The organism is Butyrivibrio sp. AE2005, assembly GCF_000686965.1.
GTDB classification, from domain to species: Bacteria; Bacillota; Clostridia; order Lachnospirales; family Lachnospiraceae; genus Butyrivibrio; species Butyrivibrio hungatei_A.
This window is the reverse complement of the sequence record NZ_JMMD01000005.1, coordinates 103,760-117,893: the sequence shown is the minus strand read 5'-3', so window position 1 is coordinate 117,893 and position 14,134 is coordinate 103,760. Positions and strand designations below refer to the sequence as shown.

At 43.9% G+C, this 14,134-nt stretch carries 7 protein-coding genes; all 7 read right to left on the bottom strand.

The window, feature by feature from the left end:
- Positions 1-287: 287 nt before the first annotated feature.
- Positions 288-2,879 carry an ATP-dependent chaperone ClpB gene (gene clpB / locus DL92_RS0106275; protein WP_026656833.1) on the bottom strand — a complete coding sequence of 864 codons (2,592 nt, stop codon included), beginning with the start codon at positions 2,877-2,879 and terminating at the stop codon, positions 288-290.
- A gap of 478 nt (positions 2,880-3,357) precedes the next feature.
- Positions 3,358-4,128, bottom strand: coding sequence for an HD domain-containing protein (locus DL92_RS0106270; protein WP_026667214.1), 771 nt, complete (start codon positions 4,126-4,128; stop codon positions 3,358-3,360).
- A 74-nt stretch (positions 4,129-4,202) separates the two neighbouring features.
- Positions 4,203-5,321 (bottom strand): cob(I)yrinic acid a,c-diamide adenosyltransferase, encoded by a 1,119-nt coding sequence (locus DL92_RS21465; RefSeq protein WP_242845837.1) that lies wholly within the window; start codon positions 5,319-5,321, stop codon positions 4,203-4,205.
- A 24-nt stretch (positions 5,322-5,345) separates the two neighbouring features.
- Complete coding sequence (locus DL92_RS0106260) at positions 5,346-6,422, bottom strand: hypothetical protein (protein WP_026667212.1); 1,077 nt, start codon at positions 6,420-6,422, stop codon at positions 5,346-5,348.
- A gap of 118 nt (positions 6,423-6,540) precedes the next feature.
- Positions 6,541-10,254: a GLUG motif-containing protein gene (locus tag DL92_RS0106255; protein WP_026667211.1), complete on the bottom strand. Its 3,714-nt coding sequence runs from the start codon at positions 10,252-10,254 to the stop codon at positions 6,541-6,543.
- A gap of 1 nt (position 10,255) precedes the next feature.
- The gene (locus DL92_RS18450; protein ID WP_034468586.1) at positions 10,256-12,739 is read right to left on the bottom strand and encodes an efflux RND transporter permease subunit; all 2,484 of its coding nucleotides are present in this window, start codon (positions 12,737-12,739) and stop codon (positions 10,256-10,258) included.
- 781 nt (positions 12,740-13,520) lie between these two features.
- Positions 13,521-14,033 carry a hypothetical protein gene (locus tag DL92_RS0106245; protein ID WP_026656828.1) on the bottom strand — a complete coding sequence of 171 codons (513 nt, stop codon included), beginning with the start codon at positions 14,031-14,033 and terminating at the stop codon, positions 13,521-13,523.
- Positions 14,034-14,134 lie beyond the last annotated feature (101 nt).

The following is a 14,134-nucleotide window of genomic DNA, read 5'->3' as shown; positions in this document are numbered from 1 at the left end:
CTATCTTCCGCAAAATCTATCTGGGTTATGCCGCTATCATTAAATAGATAAATCAAAAACCACAGTCCTGCTATAAGGGGAGTTTTCGCAGCATTTACATATGTTGCCATATTCAAGAGCAATAAAAAAGATGCGCTTTTCATTCTGTTTTTGCTCCAACTGTTTGAGCCCATTTATGGGCGAGTTTTGGAGCAAAGAATGAAAAGCGTATCTTTTTTTATGCCTTGAATATCAACATATGTAATAGCAAGAGAACTTCCCTTATAGCCGGACTGCAGTTCCTTGCATCAGTGTTTCGCCGAAGCGATAAGTTCGCCGCCTTGCACATCAAATTCGATGGTGTCGTGAGGTTTTACTCTGTCTTCAAGGATGAGTTTGGCTGACAGGGTTTCTACGTACTTTTGGACATATCTCTTAAGAGGTCTCGCGCCGTAGATCGGATCGTATGCCTCATCAATTATATAGTTCTGCGCCGCATCAGTCAGTCTTATCGAGATCTCGCGCTCTGAAAGTCTGCTGTTGAGATCATCAACGATAAGTTTGATGATTCCGCCGATGTTATCTTTTGTAAGAGGCTTGAACATGATAGTCTCATCAAGTCTGTTGAGGAACTCAGGTCTAAAGTGGCTTCTTAAGTCCTCCATCGTCGCTTTTTGTGCTTCTTCGCTGATATTTCCGGCGCCGTCTATTCCGTCAAGAAGATACTGCGCGCCTATATTTGAAGTCATGATAAGAATCGTGTTCTTAAAGTCTACGGTTCTGCCCTGAGAATCAGTAATTCGTCCGTCGTCCAGAACCTGCAGCAGGATATTGAACACATCGGGATGCGCTTTCTCAATCTCATCAAAAAGAACTACCGCATAAGGTTTTCTTCTCACTGCTTCCGTGAGCTGACCGCCCTCCTCGTAACCAACGTATCCGGGAGGCGCACCGATAAGACGTGACACGCTGTACTTCTCCATGTACTCACTCATATCGATACGGACCATGTTGTTCTCATCGTCAAAAAGTGCCTGAGCAAGACTCTTTGCAAGCTCTGTCTTTCCGACACCTGTAGGTCCGAGGAAAAGAAACGATCCTATGGGCTTTCCGGGATCTTTTATTCCCGCTTTTGATCTCATTATCGCTTCTGAAACAAGTGTTACCGCATCATTCTGTCCGATAACTCTCTGATGGAGTTCATCCGCAAGATGAAGTGTCTTGTTTCTCTCACTCTCAGTCAGCTTATTTACAGGAATTCCCGTCCATCTGCTGATGATTCCCGCGATTTCTTCATCTGAAACTCTCTCATGAACAAGCGTTGTGTCTGCTTCTTTTTGATGTGCAAGTTCCTCCGCTTCTTCAAGTTCTTTCTTAAGAGCAGGAAGCTTACCGTACTGAAGTTCTCCGGCCTTCTCGTAATCACCGTTTCTCTGTGCGATTGCAATCTCGGAATTGATCGTATCTATCTGCTCACGCATGGCGGCAAGTCTGTCAACTGCCTGCTTTTCATTCTCCCACTGAGCCTTTCTGGTATCAAAATCTTCCTTTAGATCTGCGAGCTCTTTTTGCAAATTGGCAAGTCTCTCTGCACTAAGAGAATCATCCTCTTTCTTAAGTGCCGCTTCCTCAATCTGCATCTGCATGATCTTGCGGTTAAGCTCATCAAGCTCTGCAGGCATAGAATCCATCTCGGTCTTTATCAGAGCGCACGCCTCATCCACAAGGTCGATTGCCTTATCGGGAAGGAAACGGTCCGAAATATATCTGTTTGAAAGAACCGCCGCACTTACAAGCGCGCTGTCCATAATCTTAACGCCGTGGAAGACTTCATATCTCTCCTTCAATCCGCGCAGAATACTGATCGTATCTTCAACCGTGGGCTCATCCACCATGACAGGCTGAAAACGCCTCTCAAGAGCCGCATCCTTCTCAATATACTGCCTGTACTCATTAAGAGTTGTCGCACCTATGCAGTGCAGCTCGCCTCTTGCAAGCATGGGCTTAAGCATGTTGCCCGCATCCATTGCACCGTCAGTCTTACCTGCGCCGACTATCAAATGAAGCTCATCGATGAAAAGAATTATCTCTCCGTCAGACCCTTTTACATCCTCAAGTACAGCCTTAAGTCTCTCTTCAAACTCGCCTCTGTACTTAGCTCCCGCAACAAGAGCTCCCATGTCGAGTGAAAAGATCTTTTTATCCTTAAGAGCAGAAGGCACATCCCCGCTCGCAATTCGCTGCGCAAGCGCCTCAACGACCGCAGTCTTACCGACACCCGGTTCACCTATGAGAACGGGATTGTTCTTGCTCTTTCTTGAAAGAATCCTTATTACGTTTCGAATCTCGGTATCACGTCCGATAACGGGATCCAGCTTTTGCTGCTTTGCCTTCTCGACAAGCTCCGTGCCGTATTTGCTGAGCGTATCGTATGTTGCCTCGGGATTGTCGGTCGTAACATTCCTGTTACCCCTTACCTCCGACAGAACCTGAAGAAATCTGTTCCTGTCGATTCCAAATTGAGCAAAGATCTCTTTTACCTCTTTATTTGGATGCTTTAAAAGAGCCAGAAAAATATGCTCGACAGAAACGTACGAATCTCCGAGCGCCTTGGCCTCGTCCTCAGCGGATAAAAGAGCTTTATTAAGCTGCGCGCCTATATATGGCTGTCCGCCCTGCACTTTGGTTCTCTTGCCGATTCCCTGTTCAATCCTTGTGATAAAAGATGCAGTATCAACGCCCATCTTTTCCACAAGTCTTGAAATAAGACTATCTTCTATTGTCATAAGGGCATAGAGAAGATGTTCCTGTTCTATCTCCTGATTGCCGTATTCAACCGCAATCTTCTCGCATCCGCTCACAGCCTCTATGGACTTTTGTGTAAACTTCTGGATATTCATAATTCCCTCCTCATGTAACGCACACTTACAAGGAAGTTCCGATAATTATTCGCAAATTTCGGAACTATTTTTCATAATTCTAGTTGTTCTACTACAACTATAACACGTTATTTTCTATTGTCAACTCCCGCGATGCCAAAAACCCGAAGGCCACGTCCTACGTGCGGCCATTCTAATAATCAAAAATAAACACGTAAAATTCCATCGATAATTCAGAAGCTTCTACGTGAGCCTCTGTGAAATTCAAAGCAACTCACGTAAATATTGCCAGAAATCGAAAGCTTTTTACGTGCAATGTTGCAGAAAATCGGAGTTACTCACGTAGACTTGTCCTATCAGAGAAAATATCCTACGAGAGATTCCGTCAAAAACCGTGACAACTCACGTAAGTTTTGTATCATTACTGCTACTTCCTTGAAAACCTGGAACGTGGAAACTTGTTTTTATCACTGCAACAACAGCCAGCCCGGCCAATAACTCAATTCTTGCCAAGCCAGTCTTCGAGAAGGGTCCTGGTCTCCGCGAGTGCCCTCTTCGTACTCTCATTCCTTGTGGGGAATTCGAACATCTTAAGAACGTATCCCTGCTCTTTGGCAAGCTCACGGCTCTTCTCATATACAAGTTCAAACGTAAGCGCGATGTGTCCTATAAGGTGCTCCGCCGGCGAGTCCATGATATCGCGGTTGATCGCATGGCGCTCTCTGACCTGCTCCATAACTTTCTCAGACACTCCTGACGTAAGAAGCACCTCCTCTGTAACGTTGTATATCTCCTCCATAGGAGTCTCTATATTCACCCTTAAAATATCAACTTTATCGGCATCACGCAGAATATTGCAAAAGACAAGTGTCTTTCCCGAAATAGTCTCATCCATCCTGTACTTATTGTGCTGCCTTATTACGATTTCCAGCATCGCATCCCAATCTCTGTCATCGATGTAATCAGAAATCAAGCCCTCTTCTCCGAAAAGAAGATCCGCTCCAAACTCGGCATGATCTACCGACTCAGAGTCAATGAAAGTGTTATATCTTTTGACCTGCTCGAATCTTCCGATGTCGTGGAGCATGCCTGAAAGCCATGCAAATTCAACCTCCTCGTCCGTAAGTCCTATCGACCTTGCAATCTGTTCGCAGTTGTCGGCAACTCTGTATGTATGCGCGATCTTAAGCGCTATCTTGGTGTCTTCAGGATCGTAATTTCTTGTATATGAAGCAAACTGCTCCTTCACTCTCTGTCTGTCAATTTTCATATTTCAATATCTCTACCGTTTTGCTTTGCGAATCAATACAAACAGAAAATCTGCATATCCCTTCGCTAAACGTATCAGTACTCTATCCCTTCTCTGGCTTCAATCCCCTTGTCATAAGGATGACGGATTTTTTCCATATAAGTTATATAATCCGCCCTGTCCGCAAGGAGCTCGTCAGCATTTCTTCCCGTCATGACAATCTCCATACCTGACGGCTTATTATCTATCAACTCTTCAAGCCTCTTTTTATCAATAACTCCGTAGTTGTACGGGTAAGTAATCTCATCCATTATGAGAACATCGCATTCTCCCGCCTGAATAAGTTCCGAGATTTTTTCAAGGATTTCATTATGCACAACGCGAAAAGCCTCGCACTGCTCGTCATCATCGCGGTGCAACCATCCAAGTTCCTTGTCGCTTCTGACAATCGTAATTCCCGGAATAAGCGAAAGGCTGTTTAACTCGGAAGTCTGTCTTCCCTTCATGAATTGTGAAAAGACAACCTTCCTGCCCGCACCTGCTGCCCTCACGGCAAGTCCGATTGCAGCGGTAGTCTTACCTTTCCCTTCTCCGGTATAAAGATGTATCAGTCCCTTTTGGCGCTTAGTTCCCTGCTTTGACGCGCTCTTTTTCTTCTGCGGTTCTTTCCTCATAGGACAACTCACCGCGCTGCAACTTGCGCAGTCAGAATGCTTCTCGGTTCTCTCCTTATGAAGCTTCGCCGAGAACACAACACTCTTTTTCGGAACAAGAACAAAAGACTCATTGCACTTTACGATCTTCTGCCCAAGCTTAGCCATAACCGCCGCAAGCTCTTCAATCGGCATCTTATCACTTCCCGCAAATACATAGCTTCCGACATATAGGCCCGTCTTTTCAAATATCTTTTTATCAACTTCTTCATATGCAAGTGACAACATTTCTGTTCCGAGGCAGTCTATTATAAAGGCTTTCTGTATCTCGCCTCTTTGCAAAAAACTGTCCTGAAAGCTGTCAAACGCATCTCCGAGCGTCACGACAACATAGACGGTATCACCCTCGATTACATGATGAAAGCTTGCATGAACTCTTGGGTGAAGCTGCCTGTAGAGCATCACGATATCTTTTTTCTCACTTGCTTTAAAATGGTAGCGCTTGATGAAGCTCTTAATCCCGCTCTCATCAAGAGCTACCGATAATGGTTCAAAAGTCATATTTTTTCTTTCACAATAACACTATCAACAATATTTTTGAATGTATTCGCCAAAAAAAGGCAAGGTGATTTCAGCAATTCCATAAGACTGTGCACTATCTGCAAGAAGCCCCATTTTCTTAAGCGCGTTGCTGTTCACCTGGTAATTTCCCTTTCCATCCATCTCTGCAATAACATCTTTACGTTTCTTTGGGCCTGAAGATACTATCTTCAATATCTCACGTTCACCTTCAGGCAGCTCTTTCCAGATTTTTTCGTAGCATTGCGAAAACAACTCACTTTTTGCCTGCTTTACCACATATTCTTCGCCTTTATCTTTATACTCAAAATACGCGCTTCCAAACACTTGATATGCATATGCAAATCCTTTTGTCATTTTAGCAAAAGAAATAGCCATATCTTCTTCCATTCCCGTCTTATCCTCATATTTTATAGCCATAGCAGGCATTGGGAAGGCCTCTGTTTTTAGTTCCACTGCACGCTTAAAGAAAGTAAGATTCGGAACTTCTCCGAGTTCATAAAAATTCTGATATACACCGGAACATATGAGATATACAGGCCATGGAGCAGCAATTTCATCATCCATCACATTTCTTATAAGCTTAGCATATACTGAACAGAACTCCGCCATTTCATCTGTCTTTGCGATATCATCTATCCCGATCATAATTTTCTTCTTTGCCTTTATGAGTATTCCGACAAGTTGCTCAAGCCGAACTTCCTCATCGATATCGGTTTTAGAATCAAACCCTGCGCTTATCCCAACAATCGGTTTCGAAACACTTAAATTGGTCTTCTCTGACAATAATACTTTCTTTACTTCAGACTCAAGCAAAAGATATGAAATAAGCGTATTTATAGGCCTTCTGGCAGATGACAAGTCATAAACCAACCATCCATCCGCTTTCATATCCGCAGTCTTGTAATGTCTTAATATATTTCCAAATATTACAGTTTTGCCGGATCCTCGAATTCCGGTTATCTTATATACACATTCTGACGGTTGCTGATATCTAAAATTATCATACACTTTTTCTTCGATAGTTGTGACAATATTAGCATCTCCAACTCTGCCCGGTGTATGTGTAAAAGGGTTCTTCATGATATTTATATCTCCATTACAACTATTTACAGGTTTGATATCATTTTACAACTCTTTACAAGTTTGTACAACTGTTTACAGGTTAGATGCATTTTTTACAACTCTTTACAGGTTTATGTTATTTCTTATCATCCTCACTGTCATCGTAGAAGATCTGCTCTTTGCCTTCGATTCTCTTAGAAAGTTTCCTTGCAATTCGCCTGAATATCTTCGGTACTTTCTTACTGCCACGTATAGCCGCAATGACAAGCAATGCGATAAATACAAGTCCGATTACGATTGCTGCGATAACCATGTACTTATACTTAGACACCGCAAGTCCAGCCTTGGGGAACTTAACTTTCAAAGTAAACTCATTGCCTTCGATATCGTATGTGCTGTACTCTCCCATCTCGCCTGTCTTTGTAAGGAGCCGTTCTCCCTCGCCGTTTACGAGGTAAACCTCGAAACTACCAAGCGCGTCATTTATCTTGGATAAAGGCTTATATCTAACTGTGTGAACAGTCTCTCCGTCATCGGGAACGGTGACTTTGAGCGTTGTATAATTCTTAAGAGTTTCCGCATCATAGTCTTTTGCCGAGGTGAATTTTTTTACGTCAAAAGAGTCATTTCTTTCAACCACAAGTTTGTCCTCAGCCTTAAACTTACCGTCGACGAGAAGCTCACTCTGATAAGCCTCGCCGTCGTCATGCTCTTTATCTTCTTCAGCAATTGTTGTCCTGTATCTGCAATACTTTGCGGTTATGATCTGGTCCGAAGTAGCCGAATCTATCGACGATTTATCCCATGTAACATAATAACCGTCCTTGGGTTCAACAATAGGATATCCCTTTTCATCAAGCTTATCGCCATACTTCTTGTTACTCTTTTTGACAATTGTCTTTCCGTCACCGTTTTCATCATCGTCAAGTTCGTAAGTAACCGTAAGATCCGCAAAATCAGTCGGAAGTTCCTTGCTGTCATGCGAAACGGGTTCTGCCTTTAATGAGTAGCTTACCCTGTCAATTCCCGCAAGTGTATCGCTCACAAAGTAGTTGCCCCTGACTTCGCCCTCATCGCTTACGTGTCCCGCGATCGCACCATACCAACTGTTGGCGTCTTTGATATCGACCAAAGCCCTGCAATCCCTGATATTGGCGCCGTCGCCCACTATACCGCCAACATAAGACATTCCGTCAAGTATTCCCTTTGAACTTGAACTTACAATGTAGGATAAAGAACTTCCGCATACGCCTCCGACATACTCGCCGGAATTGGACTTCATATTTCCGTAGTTTGCGCAGTTTATGATGGTTCCCATCTCCTGAAGTCCGCAGATACCGCCTATATAGCTCTTTTCACCTTCCGCGGTATTGTAGTTCTTATTGTCGCGCAGAACGCATTTGGAGATAAAAGAGGTATTGAGCTTTGCATCCTTAATTCCCGTAATGTCGCTCTCTGCATCAAAGTCATATTCTATCGCCATCGTTCCAGCAATGCCCGATGTGTCGATGTCACCATAAGCCTCCCCGTAGTTAATACATCCGTCTATCGTCGCATCAGTGCAGATAAGAGCCTCCTCCAAAGACACATCCTCAAATGTATTCGAATAATCTTTTTCCAAAACACCGTCAATTGCATCCGCATACAGGTTCATTATCACATTGAACTGATCCGCCACAGACTGAAGGTCGTCGACGATTGCCCCCGTCGCATTGTTCATCTCGTTGTTAAGGAGCCCGAAGTTGTCGTTCATCCCCTGCATATTGTTGGCAAGCGATACCGTATGTGCCTTATACTCTGTGCTGAACTGTGGAAAAGAAATCGCTCCCCTTCCCGCGATATTCCTAACTATTCCTTTTGCCTGATCTCCGGCTTCTTCCAGATGATCCGTTGCCTCTTCCAAAGAACTCATGGCGTCAAGAGCATCACCTCTTGCCTCTTCTGCCATAAGGCGAATGTACTTCTTTGTCAAACTTTCAATTTCTGCTTTCGCATCCGCAAGATCTCTTGTGTAAAAGAAACTTCCTTCCCCGCCGTCCACACCGCTCTGATAATGATTCTTGGCATAATTATCAGCTTGCGCCGTTGCATAGTTTGAAGCATCCTTACTCAGATTAACATCATTCTCATCCTCTTTATCCGGAAACGCCCTGCCATCGGATAAATGTGTCCAATCTCCGGGAACATTGTATGATTCAACAAGTTTGGTATCCGAATCTGTGAAAGGATTATACGATCCAAACGTTCCGCTATAATCAAGATCCGAAGCATTCGGATAAAGAGCTGCTGCAGACGTCGACGGATTCTTTGCATCTGCAATAAATTTATTGTAATAAGCTTTATAAGCAGGTTCACTTAAGATTGCATACTGACTCGCAATACTCTCAAGTGTTTCCTTGGCTTTTTCGTATTTCTTTTTATCCTCTTCCGACATATACTGTTCATAATCAAGATCCTTCACCGTTTCTTTAAGACTTGAAACCGCATCGGAAGTATGCTCTATCGCATCATCGGCATTATCAAGAAGCCCATCGTCCTTGGCAGACTCTTCAAGAATATACTGAACTCTTGAAAAAGCTTCCGATGTCGCGCCTGACACGCCGTTTGCAAAATCCGTCGTTTCATTAGAAATAAACCTGACGTCCTCAATGGCTCCCGCCGTATACTCCTGAATCACATTCAATCTGTTCGTGATAGTATTCGACTGATATTTGACGTCCTTCAGTGTCTTTGTAACTTTGTTATGGAGATCGTTTATCGCTATGTTGAGCTGGTATGCGACGTCTCTGCTGAGGTCGACCGTTACATACGGCTCGGCCTGCCCCACAATTCCTCCGACATCTTTTCTTCCTCGGATAACGCCGTTATTTATGCAGCTCGACACATATCCCGACTGTCTTCCGGCAATTCCTCCCACGTTGTATCCGACGTGCTTGTAACCTACCTGCCCTTTATTTGTGCAACCCGATATGATGCCGATGGAAGTTCCGGCAATTCCGCCGATATCCACGCTTGTTATATCAGCACTTGCTTCATCACTGCCTTTATCACCGTTCTTTATTATATTAAGAACTTTATTAAGCGTATTCATGCTGTCTATGGTGATCTGCGAATCGACATTTGTTGTATTTACCGCACTTTCATTGACACAGCCTGATATATTTCCCATGTTCTCGCCCGCTATTCCGCCGGTAAAATGAACACCTTTGATATATCCTTTAGCCGTGCAATCCTTTATGTTTCCCTCAAGCCCGTTTTTGCCCGCAATCCCGCCGACATAATCATCGCCCGAAACAACTCCTTCGTATGACAGCTTACTCAAAAGCCCGTGATTGTCCGCAACGATTCCGCCTACTATAACCTGTTTCCCCGTCGGAATCACGGTTCCTTTCACGTTCAGATTCCTAATAATGCCCGTCTTTTGAACATTGGAAAAAAGAGCCACGTAGGACATGTCACTCTTTACTGAAAAATCGCTTATCGTATGTCCGCAGCCGTCAAATTCTCCGCCAAACGTCGGCACTCCCGCAAAAGAAGTATCTGCAAGCGAGATATCTTTGGATAAGATCACTTTTTTGTTTACAGACCATGTATCAAGCCTGCAACTTTCTGCAAACTTAAGGAATTCTTCAGCGCTTCCGATCTTGATTTCCTCGATATCATCGGGAATGAGTAAGTCGATATCATCCTTTATATCCGCATCAACATCTTTTTGCTCTTCCAAAGCTCCCGTCTGCGTGCCTGTCGTAATTATCTCCTGCCCGTCATTTCCTGTCTCTCCGTACACACAGACAGCAGAATTGATAAAAAGAACTATTCCCGGAAGAAGCATGCACACTCTTTTTTTCATATCAGATGTCCTCCCCTTCCGTGTAATAGAATTCAATATCTTCCGCATCAATCGGTTCATCCTCCATCGGAGTGATATCGCCGTTTTCGATATATGCACTGACATCGCCCTTTACAACGGCGTGAATGACACCTGTCACATTACCTTCAACGCGGCCTCTTATAAATCCGTCAATACGCATGGTTCCGGTTCTTTGCTTGAGCCTTAGCGGCATATTCATAACAAACGCCGTGAGCTCTATTACTCTGTCACCCACAAGAAGTATCTGCGGAAGAACAAACATCGTGACAAGAATGGAAATTATAGTTCCGCGGCCAAGACATTTTCCGATACCGTATATCGCGCAGTCCGACGTCATATTTCCTATAAGTGTTCCCGCAACGGCAAGCATCGTTCCCGATGTGATGATCGTTGGAAATGAAAGATTCATGGTATCGATGATCGCATCTCTTTTGCCCATGCTCTCTCTAAGCTCCGTGTACCTGCCCGCGATAACGATGGCATAGTCGATATTCGCGCCCATCTGAATGGAGCTTACTATCAGGTATCCGAGGAAAAAGAGATTGTCATGCCGGATGGCGGGTATCGAAAAGTTGATCCAGATACATCCCTGAATGACCGCAATAAGTAAAACCGGCATACCTGCAGATTTGAATGTGAAAAGAAGCACCACAAGAACCGCAAGTATCGAAATAACTCCGGTCACCGTGTTATCCCTTGAAAAGCACTTCTTAAGATCGTACTGGCTGACAGATTCTCCCACCACATAGATCTTGCTCGCGGCGTAATATTTCTCCGTTATTCTGTGGAGCTTTTCTATAAAATCAAAAGTCTCATCCGACTCCTGAGGAAGATCCACATAAATAAGTATTCTTGAGTATTCGTCGCTCTCAAGCTGTTTCTTCGCAAAGTTCATCATCCTGTTTGCATCTTCGAGCTTTTTCATCAGCTCGTCATCAAGAGTGACGTAGCCCTCTTTGATTTCTTTATACACAAACATGAACATGTCAATCAGCGGCACCTTGTAATTGGCAAGACCGTTGACCGCTTTGGCATAGTCCTCGTCATTAACGGCGTATGCGGCGTAAACAAGCTCAGCCACCTCGTAGTCGATATTTAAAAGTTCCGAAAACTGCCTCGGCGTAAGCTTCTCCGTCAATGTGTAGCCGTTCATCGCCTCAGTATTTGCAAGGCCCGTAACAGACGTAACATCATCCTCCAAAAGGATCTCATCTATCAGTCTCTTTTCCCTGTCATAATCACCTGACGGAAAAACAAGAGCCATCATGTTATCCGACGCAAAATTCTCCTTCTGGATATTCTCTGCCTTCTGAACAGCGTTGGTAAGGGGAGGCGTAATCTGTGAATAGCCGTATACATACGGGGTTTTTGCAGAAACCCTGTTTGCGACAATTATCAGCACAACGAAGAGCGGCGCAATGATATATCTTGTTTTATACGCAAACTTGCCCACAAAAGGAATCTGAGGAATGAAATTTTTGTGCTTAGTCTTTTCAAGGAGTCCCGCAAATACCATGATAATTCCCGGCATCAAAAGAAATACCGATAAAAGGCTGAGAATGATTGCTTTAATAAGAACCGTACCCATATCCGCACCGATACCAAACTGCATGAACAGCATGGCAACAAGGCCGCCAATCGTAGTCAGGGAACTTCCCGTTATCTCGGGAATTGATTTGGAGAGCGCCACAATACACGCTTCTCTTGGCTCAAGCGTCATATGCTCTTCTTTGTATCTGTTTAGGAAAATGACCGCATAATCGACTGACAGTGCAAGCTGAAGAACTATCGTAACCGAATTGGAGACAAAAGAAATAGTGCCAAGAAGGAAGTTCGTGCCCATCTGAACAAGCGCCGCACTTCCGAATGTAAGAAGGAGTATCGGAACCTCGGCATACGCCTGCGATGTAAGCACAAGTACCAAGACAACGACAATAACTACGATAACCGAGATGACATTCATCTCCTGATCTATAAGTTCAGACTGCGTATCGCCGAGCGTCGTGGTCAAATAATAATCATACGGTTCAAAATACTCTTTTACCGTATCAAGTAGCTCAAGACATTTATCATTGGTCTCATCATAATCAAAGGTAATATTAAAGAGCGCAGACCCGTTGGCATAGTGCTCATCCGAATCATCAATTTCCGCCGAGAAAACTCCCGATATTTTCTCAACATCCTCCTGTATCAGAAGTGCCTGGTCATATGATATGTTCGCAACCATCACTTTAGCGGAGCCGTAAGTCGTAAACTGCTCCTCCATTAGTTCAAGTCCCCTATACGTCTCTGAAGTTTTCGGAAGATACTTGGGCAGCTTATTCTCTACACCTACCCAGCCCCTCGATATCACAGAAAATATGCACACGATCGCATATATCAAGAAAAAAAGATTACGCTTATCCACGATAAACGTACAGATCTTAAGCATAAAGCTGTTTCCGGCCTTTTCATTACTACTCATTTTCGCCCCCTCAAAAATTCCTTCATAATGAATATCCACGCATCACTGCTTGTTATTTAATTTATATATACACTATATATTGTACACCTCTGAGTGAGCATTAACAACCAAAGCCTTTGCCGCCACAGTTTCGGGGATAGCAGCCCTTGGGGAGAGGGATATTTGAGCATTGCGCGAGAGCGTAAAGTTTCATGGGGAACCGAGATCCTTCCTGAAATTCTGCTTTGAGGCTCTTGTTTGACATCCAATCCGCAGAGAATAGGGGGCTACAGGCTTATGTTTTTTCGCAATCACTCCGGCTCACATTTTTATGGGGTTACGACCGTTTTTCTATTATGGCGCATGTTACGACTAAACTCGCATCCCGATGCCTTTATAAGAAGTGTCATACGCTGCTTTGCAGCTATAAAAATAAGCAAAGCCACTCTCGCAAACTTTTTTTAGCTTGCAGAGATGGCTTTGTTTATTTTTATACGCCCGCGTATGCGGGCTATGACACTTCTTATAAAGGCATCGGGATACTCACACAACGTCTCCACATGCGCAGGAAAAGCGGTCGTAACCCCATAAAAATGTGGCCTCCCGTGAAATGCTCAAAAACATAAGCCTGTAGCCCCCTATTCCCTGCGGATTGGATGGAGTTTTGAGCCGAAAGAATTTCAGGAAGGATCTCGGTTCCCCATGAAACTACGCGAAGAAGCAGCTCAAATACCCCTCTCCCCAAGGGCTGCTATCCCCGAAACAGTAAAGGCATACCGCGGTATCGCGATATGCCTTTCGATCACTTTTTGCAGTAATCTTCCCATCCGAATTCTTCTTTGATTCTGAGGACGTCGGTGGAAGGTTTAAACTCGTATTCGTAAGTTTCGCCACCTTCTGTGGTTATCTTGCCATCAGCCCAGGTTATTTTTACTGTATCCTGGCGTGTAAAACTTCCTGTTCCATCTTCATTAAATGTAACAGAACAGATCTGCTTTACTTCTTGGCCTTCGATTTCCTCTGTGTATTCTCTTGAAAAAATACCTACAGGTTTGTCGCTCACAACGTTGTCACTTCCGGGAGCGCCGTTTCTCTCTTTGGTAGCAGCCTTTGATGAACTGTCATCTGCTACATTATCGGCAGAAGACATGCTCTTTGTCGCACTGTCCGATCCGGCATCAATTTCCTCTTCATTTGCAAATAAACTATCCAGATTACCGGCCGTATCTGTATCTGAATCCAAACCCGGAATATTAAAAGAACACCCGGTAAACACCAGCGCAAGTGCTAAAATACCTAGAAATCTTTTTTTCATCTCCTCATTTCCTTTCTCTCAAAGCAATAGTTACGATAACGTTAATTATAACACAATCATCATAACTCAAATATCTATGTGTAATTTACGAGTGTTCTCTT